This is a genomic window from Campylobacter sp. CNRCH_2013_0898h, assembly GCF_025772965.1.
In the GTDB taxonomy this organism is placed as follows: Bacteria; Campylobacterota; Campylobacteria; order Campylobacterales; family Campylobacteraceae; genus Campylobacter_D; species Campylobacter_D lari_D.
Genome location: NZ_JAKMTD010000009.1, coordinates 35,066 through 60,053 on the forward strand (window position 1 = coordinate 35,066; position 24,988 = coordinate 60,053).

At 30.7% G+C, this 24,988-nt stretch carries 24 protein-coding genes; 16 read left to right on the top strand and 8 right to left on the bottom strand.

All coding sequences use genetic code 11. The annotated features are described in order from the left end of the window. The first annotated feature begins 57 nt into the window (after positions 1 to 57). Together prfB and L8X50_RS06310 are read left to right on the top strand one after the other, a co-directional pair. Positions 58 to 1,158: a peptide chain release factor 2 gene (gene prfB / locus L8X50_RS06305; protein WP_133319603.1), complete on the top strand. Its 1,101-nt coding sequence runs from the start codon at positions 58 to 60 to the stop codon at positions 1,156 to 1,158. A 19-nt stretch (positions 1,159 to 1,177) separates the two neighbouring features. Further along, the gene (locus L8X50_RS06310) at positions 1,178 to 2,014 is read left to right on the top strand and encodes a universal stress protein (RefSeq protein WP_133319602.1); all 837 of its coding nucleotides are present in this window, start codon (positions 1,178 to 1,180) and stop codon (positions 2,012 to 2,014) included. Positions 2,015 to 2,071: 57 nt separating this feature from the next. Here L8X50_RS06310 and L8X50_RS06315 read toward each other — a convergent pair whose 3' ends face one another. Beyond that, the gene (locus L8X50_RS06315) at positions 2,072 to 3,109 is read right to left on the bottom strand and encodes a YeiH family protein (RefSeq protein WP_263660692.1); all 1,038 of its coding nucleotides are present in this window, start codon (positions 3,107 to 3,109) and stop codon (positions 2,072 to 2,074) included. Positions 3,110 to 3,214: 105 nt separating this feature from the next. On the opposite strand from L8X50_RS06315, the gene L8X50_RS06320 reads away from it, so the two are divergent. After that, on the top strand, positions 3,215 to 4,078 hold the full coding sequence (locus L8X50_RS06320; RefSeq protein ID WP_133319600.1) for a LysR family transcriptional regulator: 864 nt from the start codon (positions 3,215 to 3,217) through the stop codon (positions 4,076 to 4,078). Here the strand turns inward: L8X50_RS06320 and murD are convergent. Further along, positions 4,070 to 5,269, bottom strand: a complete 1,200-nt coding sequence (gene murD / locus L8X50_RS06325) for a UDP-N-acetylmuramoyl-L-alanine--D-glutamate ligase (RefSeq protein ID WP_263660694.1) — start codon at positions 5,267 to 5,269, stop codon at positions 4,070 to 4,072. The two genes, L8X50_RS06320 and murD, sit on opposite strands and share 9 nt — an antisense overlap. Beyond that, positions 5,269 to 6,327 (bottom strand): phospho-N-acetylmuramoyl-pentapeptide-transferase, encoded by a 1,059-nt coding sequence (mraY, locus tag L8X50_RS06330; RefSeq protein WP_263660695.1) that lies wholly within the window; start codon positions 6,325 to 6,327, stop codon positions 5,269 to 5,271. Before mraY ends, murD begins: the two co-directional genes overlap by 1 nt. 78 nt (positions 6,328 to 6,405) lie before the next feature. Here mraY and gpmI point away from each other — a divergent pair, with 78 nt between their 5' ends. Together gpmI and fabG are read left to right on the top strand one after the other, a co-directional pair. Next, positions 6,406 to 7,884, top strand: a complete 1,479-nt coding sequence (gpmI, locus tag L8X50_RS06335) for a 2,3-bisphosphoglycerate-independent phosphoglycerate mutase (protein ID WP_263660696.1) — start codon at positions 6,406 to 6,408, stop codon at positions 7,882 to 7,884. A gap of 14 nt (positions 7,885 to 7,898) precedes the next feature. Next, positions 7,899 to 8,642 (top strand): 3-oxoacyl-ACP reductase FabG, encoded by a 744-nt coding sequence (gene fabG / locus L8X50_RS06340; RefSeq protein ID WP_133319596.1) that lies wholly within the window; start codon positions 7,899 to 7,901, stop codon positions 8,640 to 8,642. An 8-nt stretch (positions 8,643 to 8,650) separates the two neighbouring features. On the opposite strand, the gene acpS is transcribed toward fabG, so the two are convergent. From acpS to L8X50_RS06355, 3 genes are all read right to left on the bottom strand, one after another. Beyond that, on the bottom strand, positions 8,651 to 9,007 hold the full coding sequence (gene acpS, locus L8X50_RS06345; protein ID WP_220566804.1) for a holo-ACP synthase: 357 nt from the start codon (positions 9,005 to 9,007) through the stop codon (positions 8,651 to 8,653). Next, entirely contained in the window at positions 9,007 to 9,552 is a 546-nt protein-coding gene (gene fliL, locus L8X50_RS06350; RefSeq protein WP_263660697.1) for a flagellar basal body-associated protein FliL, read from the bottom strand. Before fliL ends, acpS begins: the two co-directional genes overlap by 1 nt. A 65-nt stretch (positions 9,553 to 9,617) precedes the next feature. Next, positions 9,618 to 10,256, bottom strand: a complete 639-nt coding sequence (locus L8X50_RS06355; protein ID WP_220566805.1) for a transcriptional regulator — start codon at positions 10,254 to 10,256, stop codon at positions 9,618 to 9,620. A 218-nt stretch (positions 10,257 to 10,474) separates the two neighbouring features. Here L8X50_RS06355 and L8X50_RS06360 point away from each other — a divergent pair, with 218 nt between their 5' ends. The 4 genes from L8X50_RS06360 to L8X50_RS06375 all read left to right on the top strand — a co-directional run bounded on the left by L8X50_RS06360 (position 10,475) and on the right by L8X50_RS06375 (position 15,334). Then, positions 10,475 to 11,899: a catalase gene (locus tag L8X50_RS06360; protein WP_263660698.1), complete on the top strand. Its 1,425-nt coding sequence runs from the start codon at positions 10,475 to 10,477 to the stop codon at positions 11,897 to 11,899. Between the two features lie 51 nt (positions 11,900 to 11,950). After that, positions 11,951 to 12,412 carry an ankyrin repeat domain-containing protein gene (locus L8X50_RS06365; protein ID WP_263660699.1) on the top strand — a complete coding sequence of 154 codons (462 nt, stop codon included), beginning with the start codon at positions 11,951 to 11,953 and terminating at the stop codon, positions 12,410 to 12,412. Between the two features lie 172 nt (positions 12,413 to 12,584). Next, positions 12,585 to 13,982, top strand: a complete 1,398-nt coding sequence (argH, locus tag L8X50_RS06370; protein WP_263660700.1) for an argininosuccinate lyase — start codon at positions 12,585 to 12,587, stop codon at positions 13,980 to 13,982. 20 nt (positions 13,983 to 14,002) lie between these two features. After that, positions 14,003 to 15,334, top strand: a complete 1,332-nt coding sequence (locus L8X50_RS06375) for an anaerobic C4-dicarboxylate transporter family protein (RefSeq protein ID WP_263660701.1) — start codon at positions 14,003 to 14,005, stop codon at positions 15,332 to 15,334. Between the two features lie 3 nt (positions 15,335 to 15,337). Here L8X50_RS06375 and L8X50_RS06380 read toward each other — a convergent pair whose 3' ends face one another. After that, positions 15,338 to 16,012, bottom strand: a complete 675-nt coding sequence (locus tag L8X50_RS06380) for a transcriptional regulator (RefSeq protein ID WP_133319588.1) — start codon at positions 16,010 to 16,012, stop codon at positions 15,338 to 15,340. Positions 16,013 to 16,179: 167 nt separating this feature from the next. Here L8X50_RS06380 and L8X50_RS06385 point away from each other — a divergent pair, with 167 nt between their 5' ends. From L8X50_RS06385 to feoB, 7 genes are all read left to right on the top strand, one after another. After that, the gene (locus L8X50_RS06385; RefSeq protein WP_044598311.1) at positions 16,180 to 16,542 is read left to right on the top strand and encodes a Rid family detoxifying hydrolase; all 363 of its coding nucleotides are present in this window, start codon (positions 16,180 to 16,182) and stop codon (positions 16,540 to 16,542) included. Positions 16,543 to 16,545: 3 nt separating this feature from the next. Continuing rightward, positions 16,546 to 17,985 carry a C4-dicarboxylate transporter DcuC gene (dcuC, locus tag L8X50_RS06390; protein ID WP_220566810.1) on the top strand — a complete coding sequence of 480 codons (1,440 nt, stop codon included), beginning with the start codon at positions 16,546 to 16,548 and terminating at the stop codon, positions 17,983 to 17,985. Positions 17,986 to 17,997: 12 nt separating this feature from the next. Beyond that, positions 17,998 to 19,167, top strand: a complete 1,170-nt coding sequence (locus L8X50_RS06395; RefSeq protein ID WP_263660702.1) for a trans-sulfuration enzyme family protein — start codon at positions 17,998 to 18,000, stop codon at positions 19,165 to 19,167. A 3-nt stretch (positions 19,168 to 19,170) separates the two neighbouring features. Continuing rightward, the gene (gene purB / locus L8X50_RS06400) at positions 19,171 to 20,535 is read left to right on the top strand and encodes an adenylosuccinate lyase (protein WP_263660703.1); all 1,365 of its coding nucleotides are present in this window, start codon (positions 19,171 to 19,173) and stop codon (positions 20,533 to 20,535) included. 6 nt (positions 20,536 to 20,541) lie between these two features. Beyond that, positions 20,542 to 21,882 (top strand): MmgE/PrpD family protein, encoded by a 1,341-nt coding sequence (locus tag L8X50_RS06405; protein ID WP_263660704.1) that lies wholly within the window; start codon positions 20,542 to 20,544, stop codon positions 21,880 to 21,882. A 92-nt stretch (positions 21,883 to 21,974) separates the two neighbouring features. After that, positions 21,975 to 22,202: a FeoA family protein gene (locus L8X50_RS06410; RefSeq protein WP_039627920.1), complete on the top strand. Its 228-nt coding sequence runs from the start codon at positions 21,975 to 21,977 to the stop codon at positions 22,200 to 22,202. Beyond that, positions 22,202 to 24,226, top strand: coding sequence for a ferrous iron transport protein B (feoB, locus tag L8X50_RS06415; protein WP_263660705.1), 2,025 nt, complete (start codon positions 22,202 to 22,204; stop codon positions 24,224 to 24,226). Before L8X50_RS06410 ends, feoB begins: the two co-directional genes overlap by 1 nt. 15 nt (positions 24,227 to 24,241) lie before the next feature. Here the strand turns inward: feoB and tenA are convergent, their stop codons facing one another. Continuing rightward, on the bottom strand, positions 24,242 to 24,907 hold the full coding sequence (tenA, locus tag L8X50_RS06420) for a thiaminase II (RefSeq protein ID WP_263660706.1): 666 nt from the start codon (positions 24,905 to 24,907) through the stop codon (positions 24,242 to 24,244). Positions 24,908 to 24,988: the final 81 nt, after the last annotated feature.

The following is a 24,988-nucleotide window of genomic DNA, read 5'->3' on the forward strand; positions in this document are numbered from 1 at the left end:
TTATTTTTTGCTAAAATTATAAGATTAAATTATATCAAAATTAGAAAGAAAATTTTTATGGATAATTACGAATACAGCGAACTTTTAAAAAAATTAAAAAACAAAGTTGGAAATATCGCTTCTATTATTAAGCCTGAAGAGATAAAAACAAGATTAAAAGAAATAGAAAATTTAGAAAATTCCCCTTCTTTTTGGAGTGATGTAAAACAAGCAGGCGTTATAGGTAAAGAAAAAACTAAAATTTCAAATTTACTTAAAAATTATGAAAATGCAAATAATGCTTTAAATGATGCAAGCGAGCTTTTTGATCTTGCTAATAGTGAAAATGACTTAGATACTATAGAAGCTTTATTTGAAGATGCAAACAAGCTAGAAGATCTTATTGTAAATCTTGAAATTTCTATGCTTTTAAGTGGAGAAAATGATGGTAAAAATGCCATAGTTTCTATTCACCCAGGAGCAGGTGGAACGGAGAGTAATGACTGGGCTAGCATGCTTTATAGGATGTATTTGAGATTTTGTGAAAGAGAAGGTTTTAAAGTGGAAACACTTGACTTTCAAGAAGGCGAAGAAGCAGGGCTTAAAGATGTTAGCTTTTTAGTAAAAGGTGAAAATGCTTATGGGTATTTAAAAGCTGAAAATGGCATTCATCGTTTAGTAAGAACTTCTCCATTTGATAGTGCAGGGCGTCGCCATACGAGTTTTTCTAGTGTGATGGTTTCACCTGAACTTGATGATGATATTGAAATAGAAATTGAAGAAAAAGATATAAGGATTGATTATTATAGAGCAAGCGGAGCGGGTGGACAGCATGTTAATAAAACTGAATCAGCAGTGCGCATAACTCATATGCCAAGTGGTATAGTAGTGCAATGTCAAAACGATAGAAGCCAACACAAAAACAAAGCCACAGCCTTTAAAATGTTAAAATCACGCCTTTATGAGCTTGAGCTTATGAAACAACAAGATGAAGCAAATTCAAGCGAAAAAAGTGAGATAGGTTGGGGTCATCAAATCCGTTCTTATGTACTTTTTCCTTATCAACAAGTTAAAGATACACGCTCAAATGAAGCTTTTTCACAGGTTGATAATATCTTAGATGGAGATATTAAAAAAATCATAGAAGGTGTTTTAATAGCGCAAAAAGCGCAAGATTGATACTACAAAAGGATATTAAATGGAAAAAATTCTAGTTTGTGTAGATGTTTTAGAGCCTTGTAGGGAAAGTTTGCATTATGGGGTGTATTTAGCTAAAAAGCTAGATTTGCCTTTAATGTTTTTATATACTATAGAACCAAATTTTACTAATGCTGAATTAGCTTGTAGTTTTGGCATAGGCGCTAGTGGATGTGTGATTGAAGATTTAGTAGAAGAGCAAAGTCAAAAAAATGAAAATCTTTGCAAAAAAGGGCAAAGAATTTTAGAAGAATTTTGTGCTTACGCAAAAGAACAAGGCGTAAAAGAATGCTTTAGTGTGCAAAGAGATGGAGATTTAGAAGAGGTTTTAAAAGAATACAATGATCAAATAAGGTTAGCCATAGCAGGTTTAAAAGGCGGAGGTAAGAAAAATAAAATAGGCATTCATACAGAAGAATTAGTAAGAGCTTTAAATGTGCCTATTTTGCTTGTAAATTCTGCTTTTAAAGAGATTAAAAGTGTAATGATGGCTTATGATGGGAGTAATTTAGCTAAAAAGGCTATAGAACAAGCCATTAAAAGACCTATTTTTAAAGAAGCAAAGCGTTATGTAGTAAATGTATCTAAAGATGAAAAAGCTTCTTGTGAATTATTAGCTCAAGTAAGTCAAATTTTTAAAGAAGCAAATTTAAATGTGCAAACTCAATATTTAAATGGAGAGATTACTCAAGCTTTATTTGATTTTGGTGAGCAAAATGATATAGATTTATTGATCATGGGGGCTTACTCACATCACTGGGTAAAAAGTATTTTATTTGGTAGTTTGACAAATGATATTTTAACTAAGGCTAAAAAACCTTTATTGCTGATTCGCTAACATTAATTTATTTTGATTAAAGATTATAAAATAAATACATGAAGAATTTTCATGTATTTATAAATTTAATAATAAAATAAAACTAATTGATATAAAGATTAACCATATAAAAAGAAAAAATGCCATCAAAAATGGTTTAAAACCTGCATTTTTTAAAATATTTTTATGGATATTTACTCCTAAAGCTACCATAGCCATAGAAAGCAAAAGTGTATCTATAGTTTGTATGCTTGGTTTTATATAATTAAGCGCAAAATTGGTATTTAATATTTCAAGTGAGCTAATACCACAAGCAAATAAAAACCACAAAGCAAAATAAGGAATATTTGCTTTAATGGAGATTTTTTCATTATTTTTGCTTAGAAATTTCAATGAAAAAAGACTTAAAAAAATCAAAAAAGGTACTAGCATTAAAACACGCATCATTTTTTCTATGACAGCGCCATCTCCTGCTTGCACAGCTTCACCTGCTGCAACAGCATGTGCAACTTCATGCAAGCTTGCTCCCATGAAATACCCCATTTGCTTTAAACTAAAAAAATCAAACCAACCTAAATTCCAAGCCAAAGGATATAAAAACATCCCCAAAGTTCCAAACACAACCACAGTACAAACTGCTACGCCAACTTTAGCAGAGCCACCTTTAACAATGCTTTCACTTGCCATCACAGCAGCTGCTCCACAAATACTTGAGCCACTACTTATAAGTATGCTTTCTTTAAGATCAAGTTTAAATAATTTTCCTAGTAAAAGCCCTATAAAAAAGGTAGAAAACACTACTAAAAATGCTAATAAAATTCCATTTAATCCAACTTTTTCTAAATCATTAAAAGTAATTCTAAAACCATAAAGTATAATTCCAAATCTTAAAATTTCTTTTGTTGCTATGCCTAAAACTCCTGATTTTTTGAGTAAATTTGCATTTTGATGTGCTAAATTTCCTATTAAAGCTCCTAAAATCACGGCTATGATTAAAGCTGAAATTCCAAGATTTTTAAAAAAATTAAGCTCAGAAATAGCAAAAGCACAAAAAGCAAGAGTAAAAAGCAGTAAAAAAGCTTCAAATTTTCTATGTTTATATATATTTTTATGCATGAATTTTTCCTTTTTTTGTTTTTGTAATCTTAATGATTTTTTTATGATAAGTAAAATTAATTTTATTTGATATAATGATTAAAAATATTTATCAAAAGAGTGCTTATGACTTTTAAACAAATAAAATATTTTCAAGCCTTGTGTAGAAATTTAAATTTAAGAGCTTGTGCTAAAGAATTAAATATAACTCAATCTGCTTTGTCTTTAGCTATATTTGAACTTGAAAAAAGTTTAAACACCAAGCTTTTTGATAGAAATGCTAAATTTTTAAGTTTAAATGAAAAAGGAAAAGTGTTTTTAAAACAAATCACTCCTTTGATTTTAGAATTTGAACGCATAGAAAAAGCAATGCAAGATGATCAAAGCTATGAAATAAGTATGAAAGTTAGTCAAAATGTAGGTACTTATTTACTAGGAACTTTTTTGGATCAAAAGGCAGAAAATATCAAATTAAATTTGTCTTTGGATAATAGTCAAAATATTATCAAAGATATTTTAGATAAAGAAATCGATATAGGTTTGATTGAAGGGATTTGCAAAGATAAGGATATAAAAAAGATTAAAATTTGTGATGATGAGCTTATTGTGGTGAGTAAAAATGACTTCAAAAAAGAATTTTTCATAGATGAATTAAAGGATTTTAAATGGCTAAGTCGTGAGCAAGGTTCAGGTGCAAAAGAAGTGTTTTTAAATGCTTTGCCTAAAGATGTAAAGCTTAATTTGGTTTATGAGTTAAACTCAACTGCTATGATAAAAGAGTTGACTAAAAAAGGTAAATTTTTAGCAGTTTTACCTAAATTTAGTGTTAAAGAAGAGCTCGAAGCTAAAAGTTTATTTGAAGTAAGATTAAAAAATTTTAAAATTTCAAGAGAGCTTTGCTTGATTTATCATAAAAATAAAGAACCAAGCAATAAATTTATAAATTTATGTGAGTTTTTAAAATTTTGCATTCAAAAAGATTTAGCTTAATTCTTGAATACATTTTTTAAAAAGATCTCCTCTTTCTTCATAAGACTTAAACTGATCTAAGCTTGCACAAGCAGGGCTTAGTAGGGCTACTTCATCATTAGTTAAGTTTTGATTGATTTTTTCTACCGCTTTAGGTAAAAACTCACAAAAATGTGCTTTTAAATTAACATTTTTAGCATAATCAAGTATTTTATTGGTGCTTTTTCCTATGGCATAAAGCTCTATATCAAGCTCTTTCATAAAAACAAATAAAGCGCTTAAATCCACTCCCTTGTCATCCCCACCTATGATAAGATGAATTTTTTTATCCTTATAGCGTTTAAGAGCAGCTAAACTAGCATCAAGATTAGTTGCTTTAGTATCATTTACCCAAAGTCTATTTTTATGATCAAATATTTCTTCAAGTTTGTTTTTTTCTATCTTAAACTCGTTTAAAAGCTCATAAGAGCAACGATCTAGTATGATTTTTTCTATACTTAAGGCAATAAGAGCATCAAGCAAAAATGGGGTTTTAAAATGAATTTTTTCTAAATCAATTTGCATTTTTTTAGCTAAATCTTGCTCATCTTCATAGCTTATAACATAAGCATGAGTTGGATAAGCCTCGTATTTTTTAGGTAAAATTACCACATCATTTTCATTCATTCTTTCAAGCACACTAAGCTTTGCTCGCTCATAATTTTCAAAGCTTTTGTGCCAAGAAAGATGATCAGGTGTGATAGGTAAAAGTGCATAAATTTCAGGTTTAGCTACTTTGGTGTAAAAAAGCGAAAAAGATGAGCTTTCTAAAATCCATAATTTAGCACTAATATCCATTTGTGCTAAAGGAGTTCCTATGTTTGCTCCCATTTGTGCATTGATATGTTTTAAAAGATGATGTGTCATTTGGGTGGTGGTGGTTTTGCCATTTGTTCCGCTTATCCAAACACTTTTTGGCATGCCATCATAAAAAAAATCATATTCGCTACTTAAATTTCTTGCTTGCTGTATGAGAAGATGATCATTTGGAAAGCCAGGACTTGGAATTTCTAAGTCACTTTTTAAAGGATCAAATTCACAAGGCGGTAAAAGTGTATTGTTAAATTCATCTTTACTTATACTTGCAAAATGATCATCATAAATATCGCAATTTCCAAAACGATGCGCAAAAGCTTTAGTTGTTTTTCCGTATCCAAAAAGTGAAATTTTCATTATCTTAACTTTATACTAATTAATGCAATGATATTTGCAAGTAAGGCTATCATCCAAAAACGCACAATGATTTTATTTTCCACCCAACCTATTTTTTCAAAATGATGATGAATAGGTGCCATTTTAAATACTCTTTTGTTAAAGATTTTAAAACTTCCTACTTGTAAAATCACTGAAATAGTTTCTAAAACAAATACAAAGCCTATAAGCAAAAGCAAAATTTCATTTTTACTTACTATACCAAGATAGCCTAAAAACGCCCCTATGCTTAAACTCCCACTATCTCCCATAAAAACTTGTGCAGGATAGCAGTTATACCACAAAAATCCCATAAGCGCACCAACTAAAGCCGCGCTTAATACCACAAGTTCTCCTAGACCTTGAATTTTAGGTAAGAATAAATAAGAACTATAAATAGCATTTCCACTTAAATACAAAAAAGCACCAAGACTTAAAAGAGAAAATATAGAAGGCACGGTTGCAAGACCATCAAGCCCATCGGTTAAATTTACAGCATTGGAGCTTGATATAATAACTAAAATCCATAAAAACAACATAAACATACCGCCATCAAAAATAGCATGTTTGTAAAAAGGTAAATAAAATTCAGTATTTATATCAAATAAATATAATAATCCAACACAGATAAAAGCAGCGCTAAATTGCCCTAGTAGTTTCATTTTTGGGCTTAATCCTGCGTGATTGTCTTTTTTTAAAATTTTCCCCAAATCATCAACTAAGCCTATAGTACAAAATAATACTAAACATAATAATCCAACGATTACAAAACTATTATTTAAATCAGCGCTTAAAACACTTGCTATGATAGTAGCAAAGATAAAAACAAGCCCACCCATAGTAGGGGTATGAGATTTAGCTTGGTGTGATTGTGGAGCGTATTCATAAATAGGTTGATTTGCTTTTTTATTTTGAGCCCATTTGATAAATTTTGGCATTAAATACAAACTCAAAAATAAAGCAATAAAAAATGCAAAACCAGCACGCACGCTAATATAAGAAAAAAACATATAATTTGTATATTCTGTAAGATAAAGCAAAATTTTAACCTTGTATTTGTTTTTTAAAAGCATAATTTTAGTAAAATCACATAAATAAATTATAAAAAAGAGTAAAAAATGAGTCAAAAATGTATTTTGATAATCACAGATGGTATAGGACATAATACAAATTCAAACTATAATGCTTTTTTTCATGCTAAAAAGCCAACTTATGATAAGCTTTTTGAAAATACCCCTAATGTTTTGATAAAAACAAGTGGCTTGGCAGTTGGCTTACCTGAAGGTCAAATGGGTAATAGCGAAGTAGGGCATATGTGTATAGGTAGTGGACGCATAATCTATCAAAATTTAGTCAAGATAAATAAAGCCATAGAAAATGACACTTTAAAAGACAATAAGGCTTTAAAAGAATTGTTGCAAAAATGCAAAAGAGCGCATATTATAGGGCTTTATAGTGATGGCGGGGTGCATTCTATGCATACACATTTTAATGCACTTTTAAAAATTTGTAAGCAAGAAAATAAAGAAGTTTTTGCACATGCAATTAGTGATGGTAGGGATTGTCCTCCAAATTCGGGTTTAGAATTTATAAAATCTTTACAGGAATTTTGCGAAAAAGAAGGGGTTAATTTTGCTTCTTTATCGGGAAGATTTTATGCTATGGATAGAGATAAGCGCTATGATAGGGTTAAGTCTTATTATGATGCTTTATTTGCTAAGGCACCAAAGTGTGATGATTTTGCACAATTTATACAAAAAAGCTATGATGAAAATATCACGGATGAGTTTTTAACCCCAGTTATTAGTCAAAACTTTGATGGAATTAAGGCTGAAGATGGTGTGATTTTTATCAATTTTAGAAATGATAGAATGCGTCAATTAGTCGCTTCTTTAACCCAAGAAAGTTTTAATGAATTTCCAAAAGAAGTGCTTATAAAAAATGCCATTACTATGAGTTTGTATGATGAGAGTTTTAAACTACCTGTGATGTTTGAAAAAGAAGAGTTAAATAATACTTTAGCTTCTGTGATAGCTAATGCAAATTTAAGCCAACTTCACACAGCTGAAACAGAAAAATACGCTCATGTAACCTTTTTCTTTAATGGGGGAAAAGAAGAATTAGAATGCAATGAAACAAGAATTTTAATTCCAAGTCCTAAAGTAAAAACATACGATGAAAAACCTCAAATGAGTGCTAAAGAAGTCACAGATGAGGTGCTTAAGGGTATAGAAAGTGGTATGGATTTTATCGTAGTAAATTTTGCAAATGGTGATATGGTAGGACATACGGGTGATTTTGAAGCTGCGATTAGTGCGGTTGAATGTGTAGATGAGTGTTTAGGTAGGGTTATTGCTAAAGCAAGAGAGCATGATTATGCTTTTATTATTACTTCAGATCATGGAAACTGTGAAGCGATGAGGGATGAAAAAGAAAATATGCTCACTAATCACACAACCTTTGATGTTTTTGCTTTTGTCGAAGCTAAAGGAGTAGAAAAGCTTAAAGAAGGCATGGGGCTTAGTAATATAGCACCAAGTGTGCTTAAAATTTTAAACTTACCTATCCCAAAAGAAATGGATGAGGCTTTATTTTAATTTAAAGGAGAACAATGAAATTTAGTGGAAAAAATGTTTTAATAACAGGTGCAAGTAAAGGTATAGGTGCAGCAATAGCCAAAGAATTAGCAAGTTATGGCTTAAAAGTTTGGATTAATTATAGAAGTAAGCCTGAACTTGCTGATGCACTAAAAGAAGAGATAGAAAAAAGTGGTGGTTGTGCGGCTGTGATTAAATTTGATGCAAGTGTTGAAGAAGAATTTACAAGCGCTATTGCAACTATAGTAGAAAGCGATGGTGAGCTTAGTTATTTAGTTAATAATGCAGGTATTACTAATGATAAATTAGCACTTAGAATGAGTATGGATGATTTTTCTTCAGTGATTAATGCTAATCTAAATTCAAGTTTTTTAGGTTGTAGAGAGGCATTAAAAACTATGAGTAAAAAGCGTTTTGGTGCGGTTGTAAATATCGCTTCTATAGTTGGAGAAATGGGAAATGCAGGCCAAACTAATTATAGTGCTAGTAAAGGCGGTATGATAGCTCTAACAAAATCTTTTGCTAAAGAAGGCGCAGCAAGAAATATAAGATATAACTGTATTACTCCAGGTTTTATAAAAAGTGATATGACTGAAGTTTTAAGTGATGAGATTAAACAAAATTATATTAACAATATCCCTTTAAAGCGTTTTGCAGATACAAGCGAGGTAGCTCAAGCTGTGGCGTTTTTATTAAGTGATCATTCTTCTTATATCACAGGAGAAATTTTAAAAGTCAATGGCGGGCTTTATATGTAAGCAAGGTTTTAACCTTGCTTAGTTTCTATAGCTACTACTGCTATAGCAAAACCCCCATCATGCGCTACGCTTACACTTGCTGATTTAATTTTGAATTCTTGCATGACTTTTTGAGAAAAACTAATGTGTGGAGCATTTTTGTCATCTTTAGAGATGATGATGTCAAAAAAAGAACATTCTTTAGAAATTCCAACCCCCAAAGCCTTAGAGGCAGCTTCTTTAATAGCCCAAAATCCGGCTAGAGTGTTGGTATTTTTTATATAACTTTGCTCTTTCTTGGACAAAAATTTATCCAAGAAAAGTGTTTTATGTCTTTCATAAATTTTTTCTATGCGAGAGCATACGACTATGTCACAGCCTATCATTAAGATACTACAAAGTCGGTAAAATAAATATTTTTGATAAAACCATCAGTTAAAACTTCATTGATCTTACCGGTTAATTCATCTTTTAATCTTTCTTTACCCTTTGTAGTGCTTACTTCTTCAAAGGTTTTTGATGTTAAAGTTCTAATGATAATATCTCTAATAATAGCAACTTTTTTATCAAGTTCAGGAGTTAATGTTTCAACATTTTGTTCAAGTTGAATGGTGCATTTTACATATCTTGATCCACCATCACTTAATAAATTTAGCGTAAAAGGTGCTAAAGGATACATCACGCCAATATTTGCATAATCACTCCCTCTAGCTGCTACTGCATTTGTTTTTTTAGGAGCTTGTGCAACTTGTGCGCTTTCTTCGGTTTGCGGGGTAGGATTTTCTTCAGAGCCGCCACTAAACATTAGATAAGCAATTGCTCCTACAATAACAAGTAAAAATACAAATAAAAATACAACGATAATGATTACTAAAGTATTCCCGCCTTTTTTCTTTGATTCACCATGTTCATCCATCATATCATCAGCCATATTTTTCCTTTTATAAAATTTTAAAATGTTATTGTATCAAAAATTATATTTTTTTTAAATTATGATTATTTAATCTTTTGTAAATGTCTATAAACACTAGGTTCTGAAATATTTAAAAGCTCCGCAACTTTAGGAATAACACCTTTTACATTAAATACGCCTTTTTCATATAAGCTAGCTATCATTTTTTGTTTTTCCTTTGGTTTTAAACTTTTATTTTTAAAACTTTCAATATCTATCCCCGTAATATCTTCAACGATTTCTTCTAAATCAAGTTTTATGTATTCTTTATTTTCTTGTTCAGGACTTTCATAAGAATTATCATAAATATTTCCAAGATTTAAAATTTCATCAGAGATTTTTTTAAATGCTGAAGTATCATGATTAATACAAAGCAAACCTTCAAGTTTTTCATCTTTTTTAATAAAAAAAGTAGAGCCTGACATTACTTGTGAGCTTTTAGCTGAAGTTTTATAATGTGTTATATAATCACGCTCTAAATAGATTTTGTTTTTAATCATTTCAATAGCAAAGCCTGTTAGAGGCGAATTTATAGTTCTTTTGCTAATATGATTATTAGCTATTTCTGCTATATTAGTACCATCTTCACTTACATCATGCAAAACTATTTCATAATTTCTTCCCAAAGCATCAGCAAGAAATTTCACTAATTTAATATAGTAAGTTCTTGTTTCTTTATCCATTAAACTCTCCTTGTTTTATTAATTTTGTAGTAAAAATATTTAAAATAAGAGTACTTATTCTTATTTTTCAACAATTTTAATACAAAATAAAAATAATTATGCTTAAAAAAAGATTATTTTTTCAAAAATAATAATTTTTATTGTTTAATTTTATTTTAATAATATAGGGATATAATTTATCAAATAATAAAAATTATTATTTATAAAAAGGAGAAAAGATGAAAAAACTAACCAATGATTTCGGAAATATCATAGCCGATAATCAAAATTCATTAAGCGCAGGTGCTAAAGGTCCACTTTTAATGCAAGATTATATTTTGTTAGAAAAACTTGCCCATCAAAATAGAGAAAGAATTCCAGAAAGAACTGTTCATGCAAAAGGGAGCGGTGCTTATGGAGAGCTTAAAATCACTAAAGATATTTCTCAATACACCAAGGCAAAAGTTTTACAGCTTGGAGAAAATACACCTTTATTTATAAGATTTTCAACCGTTGCAGGCGAAGCAGGTGCAGCTGATGCAGAAAGAGATGTAAGAGGTTTTGCTATTAAATTTTATACTAAAGAAGGAAATTGGGATTTAGTAGGTAATAATACTCCGACATTTTTTATAAGAGATGCATATAAATTTCCTGATTTTATCCACACTCAAAAAAGAGATCCAAGAACTCATTTAAGAAGCAATAATGCTGCATGGGATTTTTGGAGCCTTTGTCCTGAAAGCTTACATCAAGTTACTATTTTAATGAGTGATAGAGGAATTCCTGCAAGCTATCGTCATATGCATGGTTTTGGAAGTCACACTTATAGTTTGATTAATGATAAAAACGAAAGATTTTGGGTGAAATTTCATTTTAAAACCAAGCAAGGTATTAAAAATTTAACCAACGAAGAAGCGGCAAATTTAATAGCAAATGATAGAGAAAGTCATCAAAGAGATTTATATGAAGCTATTGAAAAAGGAGATTTTCCAAAATGGACTTTCCAAATTCAAGTTTTAAAAGAAGATGAAGCAGAAAAATTAGGTTTTAATCCTTTTGATTTAACTAAAGTTTGGCCGCATAGTATTGTGCCTTTAATTGAAGTAGGCGAATTAGTACTTAATAAAAATGTACAAAATTACTTTAATGAAGTAGAACAAGCTGCATTTAGTCCAAGCAATATTGTTCCTGGTATTAGTTTTAGTCCTGATAAAATGTTGCAAGCTAGAATTTTTTCTTATCCTGATGCACACAGATACCGCATAGGAACAAATTATCATTTATTACCAGTTAATCGTGCAAAAAGTGAAGTAAATACTTATAATGTAGCAGGTGCTATGAATTTTGACACTTACAAAAATGGCCTTGCTTATTATGAACCAAATAGTTATGATGATAGTCCAAAAGAAGATAAAAATTACCTAGAGCCTGACTTAGTACTTGAAGGTAATGCGCAAAGATATGCTCCACTTGATAATGATTTTTACACCCAACCAAGAGCCTTGTTTGATATAATGAATCAAGATCAAAAAGAGCAATTATTTAAAAATATAGCAGCTTCTATGAGTGGGGTTGATGAAAAAATTATTGCTAGAGCATTAAGTCATTTTGAAAAAATTTCAAGTGAATATGCAAATGGCGTTAAAAAAGCTTTGAAAATGTAATTTTTACTTGCCACTTTAAAAGTGGCAAACTAAAGATTATAAAGGAAAAATATGTTTAGTAATGAAGAAGAAAAAAGAATTCAAGAGCTTTGCACTATGGCTTTTGATTACGCAAGACAAAATGATTTACAAAATTTAAAGACTATGATAGAAGCGGGTTTGAGTGTGAATTTAAAAAATCATAAAGGCGATAGTCTTTTAATGCTTGCAAGTTATCATAATGCTTATGAATGTGCTAAGTTTTTACTAGAAAATAATGCTAGGGTAGATGAGAAAAATGATAGAGGACAAACTCCATTAGCAGGGGTGTGTTTTAAAGGATATTTACCTATGTGTAAGCTTTTGGTAGAACATGGAGCAAATATTGATGAAAACAATGGTCTTGGTATGACACCTTTTACTTTCGCGTTGATGTTTGGGCATAGAGATATAGTAGAGTTTTTAACAAAGCATTCTAAAAAAAGTTTTCTTAAAAAAATAGCTTTTAGTGTATTAAAAATTTTCAAAAAATAGTTAAAAATTTATAATATATTAAAAATATATTTTATTTATTTAAAATTATCAAAAAATTCTATTATTAAATTATAAATTTTTAAAATTTTTTATTATAGAAATAAAAATTTTAAGCTAAATTAAAATAAATTCAAATAAAATTACCCCTAATTTTTTAATGAAAGGATAACAAATGTCTAACAAAGCAGAAAAATTATGGGGTGGGCGTTTTGATTTACCTACAAATAAATTAGTTGAAGAATATACTGCTTCACTACCAGTTGAGCCAAGACTTGCTCCTTTTGATATACAAGGTAGTATAATTCACTGCACCATGCTTGCAAAACAAGGTATTATAAAAGACGATGAAGCAAAAACTATCATTAAGGGCTTAGAACAAGTTAGAGAAGAAATTCAAAATGGAACCTTTGTTTTTGATATAGCTGATGAGGATATTCATATGGCTGTAGAAAAAAGAATGACACAAATCGTAGGTCCAGTAGGTGGAAAACTTCACACCGCAAGAAGTAGAAATGACCAAACTACACTTGATTCAAAAATGCATATGAGAGCTGTTATTAAAGAAGTATTAACTCAAATTACTACTTTGCAAGAAGAAATTATCCATCAAGCTCAAAAAAATATCAAAGCTATTATGCCAGGTTATACACATTTACAAACGGGCCAGCCAGTGCTTTTTTCACATTGGATTATGGCGTATTTTTGGATGTTAAGTAGGGATTATTCTCGTTTTGAGGATTTATATAAAAGAATGAATGAGTGTCCTTTAGGAGCAGCTGCACTTGGCGGAACTACATTTAATATAGACAGACATTTTTGTGCCAAAGAACTAGGCTTTACTAAACCAACAGAAAATAGCATTGATAGTGTAAGTGATAGAGACCACATGGTTGAATTTACTGCTATTGCTGCAATGTGTTTCATGCACCTTAGTCGTTTTTGTGAAGAGCTTATACTTTTTTCAAGTCAAGATTTTAAATTTATAGAATTAAGTGATGATTTTTGTACAGGTTCAAGCATAATGCCTCAAAAGAAAAATCCTGATGTAGCCGAAAAAATGCGTGGTAAGACAGGTAGAATGTATGGTAATGTTATGGCAATGCTAACTATTATGAAAGGTATTCCATTAGCTTATAATACTGATATGAGTGAAGATAAGGCTCAAGTTTATGATTCTATGGATACTTTAATGGCAAGTTTAAAAATTATAACTCCTATGATAGAAAAAATGCAAGTAAATGCTAATAATACAAGAGCAGCAGCTGCAAAAGGATTTTCAAATGCCACAGATATGGCTGATTATTTAGTAAGAAAAAATATACCATTTAGAGAAGCTCATAGTATAGTTGGTGGTGCTGTGAATTATTGTATTAAACACGGAAAAATGCTTGAAGAGCTTAGCATGGAAGAATTCCATCAATTTAATGAAAATATCCAAGAAGATATTTATGAAGCAATTGCTTTAGAAACTTGTATAGACGCAAGACTTTCTTATGGTGGTACAGGAACTAAAGTTGTATTAGAGCAAATTGAACATGCAAAAGAATTGTTGGATAAATGTAAAAAATAAACAATAAGGGCGAAGATTAGATGGATATTATTTTTATACTTCAACTTTTTATTATTTTTTCTATGATAGCCATAGGTGGTAGATATGGTGGTATAGGACTTGGGGTTGCAGGTGGGCTTGGTATGTGTATTTTGGTGTTAGTTTTTGGTATGCAACCAGCTTCACTTCCTGTGAGTGTTGTGTTTATTATACTTGCTGTGATTACTTGCGTGAGTGTTTTGCAAAGCGCAGGCGGGCTTGATTTGCTAGTAAAAATAGCTGAAAAAGCATTAAAGAAAAAACCTCAAGCTATTGTTTTTATGGGCCCATTAATCACATCCACATTTACAATATTTTGTGGTACTACTTATGTAGCTTTTTCTGTTTATCCAGTGATTGCTGAAGTAGCTGCTCAAGCTAAAATTCGCCCTGAAAGACCACTTTCGGTTTCAGTTATAGCAGCAGGTATTGCAGTGGTGGCTTCTCCTATGAGTGCAGCCACTGCAGGTATGGTAGCCATTTTAGCCATTAGTGGTGTAGGGCTTGTTCAAATATTAGCCGTGGTAATGCCAGCATTTTTAATTGGTGTTATATGTGCTTGTTTGAGCGTTTTTAAAAGAGGAAAAGAGCTTGAGCAAGATGAGGAATTTCAAAGAAGAGTAAGAGCAGGGGAATATCAGTTTTTAACTCAAGATAAACAAGAAGATAAACAAGAAACAGATCCTAAAGTAAAAAGAGCTTTATTAATATTTGCTTTGGGGATTTTAACCATTATTTTCTTTGGGACTTTTACAAATTTGTTACCTCACTATGAGCTTGCAAATGGTAAAATAGAAAGACTTTCTACCCCAAATTTAATTCAAATGATCATGCTTGCAACAGCTTGTTTAATTATGCTTTTTGCTAAAGTTCCTGCTAATAAACTTGGTGAAGCTTCTGTATTTAAATCAGGACTTATAGGCGTTGTAGGGGTTTTTGGTATAGCTTGGATGACAGGGACATTTTTTGAAGCTTACAAGCCTTTATTTAGTGATTCTTTATCACATATTGTAGAAGATTATCCGTATTTATTTGGCGTGGCTTTATTTGCCTTTTCTATGGTGATTTTTTCTCCAGCTGCAACAGTAGCTGCTTTGATGCCTTTGGGTGTGAGTTTGGGAATTCCTCCTCAAATTCTTATCGTGCTTTATCCTTGCGTGAGTGGAGATTTTATAGTTCCAGGAGCTAATCAAATAGCTTGTGTGGCTTTTGATAGAACAGGCACAACAAAAATAGGAAAATTTGTGATCAATCACTCTTATTTAAGACCAGGTTTTGCTTTAATCATTGGTGCTGTTGTGAGTGCTTATTTTATATCGCAAATAGTTTTTTAGCTATTAAAGGCTATTTTTAAATTTTTGCAAATATCTATAGACGCTAGGTTCTGATATATTAAGTGACTTAGCAACTATAGGTATACTTCCTTTTATATTAAAAATTCCTTTTGAATGAAGCTTTTTAATAATCTCATCTTTTTGCTCAGTGCTTAAGCTATATCCTGAATTTAAATATTTTAAGTCTATGTTTTCAGCTAGAATATCTTCTATAGAATGACTAAGTGTTTCTATATTACTCACATTGTGTAAATTTACATTGTTTTGATTGTGAATATCTAATAAATCACTAAAATCATTAATTTTTTCTAGTTCTATGATTTTACTAATAGCATTTCTAAGTTCTGTGGTGTCGTGATTTATACATAAAATTCCTACAATTTTATTTTGGTTTTTTATAAAAAAGGTTGATCCAGTAACGATCTTAGACTTTCCAACCTTTGCTTTGTAATCACATAAAAAATCTTTGTTTAAATACTCTTTTTCTTGTACAAGCTCACTCGCAAAAGAGGTTAATGGAGAATTGATTGTCCTTCCGCTAATATGATTATTTGCAATGGCTGCTATATATGAACCCTCAGGTGAAATCACATGAAAAACTATTTCATACTGATCTCCAAGAACTTGCCCTAAAAATTGAGTGAGTTTGATAAATAATTCTTTTTGTTGTTCATCCATGATCTAGACCTTTTTGTTGTTTTTTGTTATTTTACAAAATATTTTCATCAAAGTTGTTAATATTTACAACAATAAAAAAAATTATTATTATGATAAAAAAATATTGACAATTTATTATTATGATGATAATATTATATTATGATTTCATTTAAACACAAGGAGTATACATGGCAAATTATCCAAAGGCTATAGGACCATATTCAGCTTATAGAGAAGCTAATGGTTTGTTATTTATTTCAGGACAACTTCCTATTAATCCACAAAGTGGAAACATAGAAAGTGAAGATGTAAAAGAACAAACAAGACAATCATTGTTAAATATCAAGGCTATATTAGAAGAAAATAATCTTTATTTTAATAATGTAGTTAAAACGACTTGCTTTTTAGCAAATATTGATGATTTTTTGGCTTTCAATGAGGTTTATTCTGAATTTTTCGCAGCTCCATATCCTGCAAGAAGTGCTTTTGCGGTAAAAGATCTTCCTAAAGGAGCAAAAGTGGAGATAGAGGTTATTGCTCATAAAGGATAGAGCATGTTGGGTTTATTTTTTGCAGGATGTTCTGTATTTTTACTTGTTTTTATGCTCTATAAAAAAATCAACGCCCACATGGCGTTGCTTTTAAGTGGTTTATTCTTGTTAGCTTTAGCAGGAATTTTTGGACTTTCTCCAATTATTAATGAAAAACAATCTTTACATTTAGGTCTTTTTGATATTTTTCAAGTAGTAAATACTAAAATGTCAAGTACTCTAGCAGGTCTTGGACTTACTTTAATGTGTATAGCAGGATTTTCTGCTTATATGGATCATGTAGGTGCAAGTTATGCTTTATTTAAAGTATTTGAAAGACCTTTAAAAGCTGTGAAATCACCTTATGTTTTATTGTTGGTTTCATATTTTGTGATCCAGTTTTTAGTGCTTTTTATACCTTCACATGCAGGTTTAGCACTTTTGCTTATGGTTACAATGTACCCTATTTTAGTGCGTTCAGGTGTTTCTAAGCTTTCTGCGCTTTCGATTATTGCTATTTGTCAATACATTGACCATGGCCCAGGAAGTGGTAATGTAATTTTAGCTGCAAAAACAGCTGAAATTGATCCTGCGGTGTATTTTGTGCATTATCAGCTTCCTACAACTGTGCCTATTATCATAGCAGTAGGTATTGCGATTTATTTTTGCTCAAAATATTTTGATAAAAAAGAAAATTTCACATTTAACCGTGATGATGTTGAAAAAGAATTAGCAGAACATGATGGCAAAAGTGAAGAGCTTAAAAAACCACCTAGAATTTATGCGATTTTACCTATTATACCTTTAGTGTTAATTTTGGGCTTTAGTAGTGTTTTAGATAGCATAATGGTGTTAATGGGATTTACTACCATGGAAGAAGTTAAAGCAGCTTCATCTACTGCAATTAGGATGAATGTGCCAGTTGCTATGATGATTTCAACTTTTATAGCAATTATTTTTGAAATCATTCGTTATAAAAGTTTAATTGATACTTTAAATTCTATCATGGTATTTTTCAAAGGTATGGGACATTTGTTTGTAATCACAGTTTCTTTGATCGTTTGTGGCCAAGTTTTTGCAAGTGGCCTTTTATCGGTTGGTTTTGTAGATACTTTAATAGACTTTGCAAAAGATGCAGGTTTTGGAGTACTTGCTATCATCATAGCAGTTTCTATTTTACTTGCTGTGTGCGCATTTTTAATGGGTTCAGGAAATGCAGCATTTTTTTCTTTTGCACCACTCATTCCAAATATAGCAAAATCTTTTGGAGTTGAAACTATAACTATGATAGCACCTATCCAAATCATGACAGGTTTTGGTAGATGTGTTTCACCTATTGCACCAGCTATTTTGGCAATTTCAGCTATGGCTAAAGTAAATCCATTACAAGTTGTAAAAAGAACAGCTATTCCTATGCTTGTAGCTGCTATTGTTAATGTGATTATGACTTATGTTTATTTGTAAAAAGGACTTAAAATGAATAATAAAACTAAATTAATCCACCTAGGAAGAGGCGATCAAAACGCTGAAGCAAGATCAGTTAATCCAACCTTAATGCGTGCATCAACCATACTTTTTAAAGATCATGCTACTTGGCAAAAATACCGCGAACTAAGAAAAAATGAGCGTGTTTTAAGTTATGGTGCTAGAGGAACAGCTACAAATTTTGAACTTGAAAAACTTATTTGTGAGCTTGAGGGTGGTTATAGAGCACAACTTTTCCCAACAGGGCTTGCAGCATTAGCTATGGTGCTTTTAAATTATGCTAGTAAAGATGCTCATTTTTTAATCACTGATGCTATTTATGGACCTGTTAGAACAATTTGTGATTTATTTTTAACTAAAATGGGTGTAGAAATTGACTTTTTAAAAGCTGATGCTTCTGATGTAGAGGAAAAAATCAAACCAAATACAAAATTAATCCTTTGTGAAAGCCCAGGTTCTATACTTTATGAAATCATAGACTTACCAAAACTTTGCGAAATTGCGCACAAACATAACATACCAGTAGCGATTGATAATACTTATTCAAGCGGGTATTTTTTAAATCCGCTTGAGCTTGGAGCAGATATTTCAGTAATTGCAGCGACTAAATATCTAAGTGGGCATTCAGATGTTACTATGGGTATAGTAGTGATTAATGAAAAAGAATGGAAAAATTTTGACAAATTGCCAGAAGCTTTAGGATTTACTACAAGTCCTGATGATGCTTATTTAGTGCTTCGTGGTATGAGAACTTTAGATGTAAGAATGAGGGCTCATGAAAAAAGTGCAGATGAGGTAGTAGAGTTTTTACAAAGTAGAAAAGAAGTTAAAACAATTTTTTATCCAAAATTAAAAACTCATCCAAACTATGAAGTTTTTATGCGCGATCATAAAGGTGCTAATGGTATGGTAACGATTGAATTTGCAGATGGTATTTCTAAAGAGCAAGCTATTTTGTTTGTAGATAGTTTAGAGTATTTTTCAATCGGTGCAAGTTGGGGTGGATATGAGAGTTTAGCTACTGTTACTACTCCGCCAAGAACGGCAACAGATTGGAGCGCTAGAGGTCCTTTTGTAAGATTTCATATAGGTCTTGAAGATAGTAAGGATTTGATTGCTGATTTAAAACAAGCATTTGAAAAAATAAATTTTAAAGGATAAAACATGGGTGTGAGTGTATTTGATATGAGGTTGCTTCAAGATTCTTGGAGCACCCCTGCAATGAGAGCTATTTTTAGTGAAGAAAATAGAATTCAAAAATGGCTTGATGTAGAAGCTGCTTTGGCAAAAGCTCAAGCAAAACTTGGCATTATCCCTAATGAGGCAGCTACAGAAATAGCTAAAAAAGCGCATTATAAATTTATGGATATGGATTTTATTTTTGCTGAGTTTAAAAAGACTAAACACCCTTTAGTGCCTACTGTTAGAGGTTTGGAAAAAGCTTGTGAAAATGGTCTTGGCGAATATGTGCATTTTGGTGTAACAACACAAGATATCATTGACACAGGCATAGTTTTACAATTTAAAGAAGCTATGGCTTTAATCAAACAAGATTTAAAAGATATAGCTAAAAATTTAGCAAAAATCGCAAAAGAGTATAAGAACACTGCAATGATGGGAAGAACCTTAGCTTTACAAGCTTTACCTATAACTTTTGGACACAAAGTTGCAATTTGGCTAAGTGAGCTTAATCGTCACTATGAAAGAATTATCGAACTTGAAAAAAGATTATATGTAGGATTAATCGTAGGTGCAGTGGGAACTAAAGCAAGCTTAAGTGACAAGGCTAATGAAGTAGAAAAACTTACTTTAGAAAGTTTAGGTTTAGAAGTTCCTGACATCTCATGGCAACCAGCAAGAGATCGTTTTATTGAGCTTGGTTATGTTTTAGGTAATATCAACGCAACCTTTAACAAAATAGCACATCAACTTTTAATCTTAGCTCATAATGAAATCGATGAAATTGCTGAGCCTTTTGGAAAAGGTCAAGTAGGAAGTTCTACTATGCCTCATAAAAGAAATCCTGCAGTAAGTGAAAACGCAGTGACTGTAAGTAATACCCTAAGAGCTAATATTGCAATTTTAAGCGATATAGAAAGACATGAGCATGAAAGAGATGGTCAAGTTTGGAAAATGGAATGGAAGCTTTTACCAGAAGCATTTTTAATGCTTTCAGTGGTATTAGCAAATATGAAATTTGTCTTTGATGATTTAGAAGTTAAAAAAGACAAAATGTTAAAAAATCTTGATACGCTTAATGGCTTTGTATTGGCAGAACGCGTGATGTTTGCTTTGAGTGATCATTATGGTAAGCAACATGCACATGAAATTGTTTATGAAAATGCTATGAGAGGTATAGAAAATCATAAAACTTTTAAAGTTGTTTTACTTGAAGATGAGCGTGTAAGTAAGGTTTTAAGTGAAAAAGACATTGATGTTTTAATGGATGCTACAACTTATGTAGGTTATGCACCAAAATTAGTTGATGAGTTCTTAGAAAAAATCGCTAATGCACAAATTCTAAAGTAGGAAAAAATGTATTTAAGTGAAAAACTAGCCGAATTTATCGTAAATTTAGACTATGAAGCTATTCCTAGTGAAGTAAAACAAAGAGCAAAAGAGCTTATGCTTGATGCACTAGGAACAGCCCTAGCTGCTAAAAATGAAGCTTGTGTTTTAAATGCAACTAAGGCTTTTGAAGCTTTAAGCGTAAATCCTAGTGAAAAAATTTGGAGCGGGGATAAAAAGCTTGATGTAATTTATGCTGCGATGGTAAATGCTATTGCAGCGCATGCCCTTGATTTTGATGATACTCATACTGAAGCTATTTTGCACGCTAGTGCTATTTTAACTCCACTTTGTTTAACTTATGGATTTAGCGTAAGTAAGGATGGAAAAAAAGTTTTAAAAGCCTTTATTGTTGGTTGGGAAATTGCTGCTAGAGTGGGTATAGCAAGCAAAGGAAGTTTTCATAAGCGTGGCTTTCATACTACAGCTATAGCAGGAATTTTTGGTAGTGTGGCTGCAAGTTGTGTTTTACTTGGTTTAAACAAAGAACAAATCATCAATGCATTAGGTTTAGCAGGAAGTTTTGCAAGTGGGGTAAATGAGTTTTTATCTAATGGATCTAATTCTAAAGTTTTACACATAGCTAATGCTTTGAAAAATGGAATTTTAGTAGCAAATTGCGCAAAAGCTAATATGAGCGGTCCTTTGAGTATATTTGAAGGAAGGGATAATGTCTTTAGAACTTTTGGCTTAGAAGATGAATGTGATAAAAATGAACTTTGTAAGGGGTTGAATGAAATTTGGCAAGTAATGCAAGTTTCGTTAAAACCTTATCCAAGTTGTCATTTTGCACATGGGCTTATTGATTGTGCTATGAGTTTAAGAAATGATGGCTTAAAAGCACAAGATATCAAAAGTTTGCATTGCTTTGTAGATGAAGTGCCAATTTCATTTATCTGTGATCCAATAGAAGTAAAATACACTCCACAAAGTGCTTATGCGGCCAAATTTTCCATGCCTTTTTTAATGGCCTTGGCATTTTTTGATGGCAAAATTACTTTAAAATCTTATGAAAATTTAAATAGAGCTGAACTAATAGAATTTGCTAAAAAAATTAGCTATGAGAAGAAAAAATCTAGCGGTTTCCCTAAATACTTTCCAGGACATTTAGAAGCTGTTTTAAATGATGGAAGAGTAATTAAAAAAGATGTGTTTATAAATAAAGGAAATTTTGATAATCCTTTAAGTTTTGATGAATTAAAAGATAAATTTCTTTCTAATGCTAGCATAGTACTTTCTTTAGAAAAGGCTGAGGAATTAGTCAAAAAGCTTCAAAATTTAGAAAATCTAAATGATTTTGATTTCTAGCAATCTCATTTTTTGAGATTGCTTATTATTTTAAAAAATAAATAATTGAATTTTTTATATAATGTCTTATCTTAGTTTTTGTAAGGAAAAACATGACTTTAGATACATTAAAAGACAATGAAGAAGCCTTTATAGTAGGCTTTGAAGCAGATAAACAACTCCAAGCAAGACTTTTTAGTTTTGGTTTTGCAAAAAACAAAAAAGTTAAAAAAATTCGCTCTTCTATAGCAAATTCTACTATTATGGTAGAACTTGATACAACTTGCGTGATTTTACGTTCAAGTGAAGCAAAAATAATACAAATTTCAAAAGAGTTTTAATGAAAGAAATCATCGTTGCTTTAGTAGGTCAGCCAAATGTCGGTAAAAGTTTATTAATTAACGCACTTTGCAAAGCTAATATGAAAGTTGGTAATTTTAGCGGTGTTACGGTTGAAAAGGCTGAGGCTAGATTAATTTATAAAAATTATGAGTTTAAATTTATAGATTTACCAGGAACTTATGCATTAGATGGTTATAGCGAAGAAGAAAAAATTACAAAAGATTTTTTAAAAAAGGGTAAATTTGATCTTGTAGTAAATGTGCTTGATTCTACAAATTTAGAGCGTAATTTGATTTTGAGTGCATCTTTAATAGAAGCTAAAATCAAAATGATTATGGCTTTAAATATGCAAGATGAAGCTAAAAATGAAGGTTTTAGTATAGATTTTAAAATTTTATCCCAACTTCTAAATACACCTTGTCTTGGCGTGTGCGCTAAAACTAAAGAAAATCTAAATGCACTTTTGGATTTAATCATTTCAACCCATGAAGCTAAATTTGAAGCTAAAGAGCGTGTTTATAGTGATATCATAGAAGAAGAACTTGTAAAAATAAGTGAATTTTTAAATCAAAATGAAATTACTTATTTAGATTTTTCTACAAAAGATTTAGCGATAGCTTTGCTTAAAAATGAAGTTAATATAGTCATTTCGCATGCTTTGAGAAAAATACTTGATGAAGCTTTAGAAAAAATTTACATGGTATATCATAGCAAAGATATGGAAAGTATTTTTAAAGAAGAGCTGATTGCTTTTGCAAATGGTATATGTGTTAAGGTTTTAAGCAAGAGTGTTAAGTATAAAAATCATACTAAAGAAATAGATTCTATTTTAATTAATAAATTTTTAGGAATTCCTATATTTTTGTTTTTTATGTGGGCTTTATTTCAACTAACCTTTACTTTAGGTCAAATCCCTATGGATTATATAGAAATGTTTTTTGCTAATTTAGGTGATATGGTAAAAAATAATATTAGCAATGAATTTATCGCTTCAGCCTTAGCTGATGGTGTTTTAGGTGGGGTTGGTGCGGTTATAACTTTTTTACCAAATATTATGATTTTATTTTTTGGCATAGCTTTGCTTGAAACAACTGGATATATGGCTAGGGTTGCATTTTTACTAGATGGAATTTTATATAAATTTGGCTTACATGGTAAAAGTTTTATCCCTTTAATCACGGGTTTTGGCTGTTCAGTACCTGCATTTATGGCTACAAGAACTTTAAAAAATAAAAAAGATAGATTATTAACTCTTTTTATTATTAATTTTATGAGTTGTGGCGCAAGACTTCCTGTATATGTGCTTTTTGTTGGAGTGTTTTTTCCTGCTGATGCGGCGGGAAATTATCTTTTTGGGATTTATCTTTTGGGTGCGTTTTTGGGTTTGATTGCAGCTAAGATTTTAAGAATGAGTGCTTTTAGAGGACAAGATGAACCTTTTGTAATGGAAATGCCAAAATATAGAATGCCAAATTGGAATTTGGTATGGTTTATGGTGTTTAACAAAGCCAAAATGTATTTAAAAAAAGCAGGAACATTTATTTTGATAGCTTCTTTGCTTATTTGGTTTGCGAGTAATTTTCCTGCACAAGAAAATAATACTCAAGATGCTTTAACTCAAGAGCTTCAGATAGAAAATAGTTATCTTGGACAATTTGGCAAAGCAATAGAGCCTATTTTTGCACCACTTGGCTTTGATTGGAAACTTAGTGTATCTTTGGTAAGTGGTTTAGCGGCTAAAGAAGTGATGATTTCTACTATGGGTGTGCTTTATTCTTTAGGTGATGAAGTTGATGAGACAAGTTTAAATTTACAAGAAGCCATAAAAGAAAACATCCCTTTTAGCACAGCAGTTGCTTTTATACTTTTTGTTATGATTTATAATCCTTGCTTTGCAGCAACTATAGTTTTTGCTAAAGAAGCGGGAAATAAAAAATATGCATGGTATCTTTTTATATTCACATCTTTATGTGCGTATTTGATCGCTTTTGTAGGGATTAATATTACTAAATTGATAATTTAATCATCTTTATGATGATTAAATTTCCATTTTTTGCTCTAAAGAGTGTTGCCAAAAGGCCGTTTCAAGTCTTATAGTAGTATAAAAAATTTCGTTTAATTTTTTAAATTTTTCTTCACTAATGCTATTTGTATAAGAATTAAAAAAGTCTTTAAATTCTTTAATTTCATCTTGAAATTCTTTACCTGCATAGGTTAAAATCCACTCTTTGTAAGGATGATTTTCTAAGCTTTTTTCACTAAGTCCTTTATAAATTTCTTCCCCTATATATGCATAACCTATAGCACAAGCACTCAAAGCACACAGCATATCCAAATAATCTCCATTTTGTCCCACACTTAGTAAGTATCTTGTATAAGCAATATTAGTTAAACTTTCATCTTTATAGTCAAGTTTTTCTACATCAATGCCTAGTTTTAAAATACTTCTGTGAAGTTCCAATTCTCCTTCTAAAGTGTAGTTTTGATTTTTAATAGCAAATTGAATTTCTTTAGCGTTATTTGCATTTAAAGCAAGCAGGGCATAGCATTTTGCATAATTGTTTAAAAAGATATAATCTTGTTTAAGATAAAACAAAAATACATTTTTTTCTAAAGTGCCATTTTGAAGTTTTTTTACAAATTCATGATAGATGTATTGATCCCAAGTTTTTTTATTTTCTTTTATAAGTTTATCCAAAAGCATTAATTTCCTTTGTTAAAAATTAAGCTTTTATTTAAACACAGATAATTAAATTTTTCGTAATAATCTTTAATTTTTAACTTT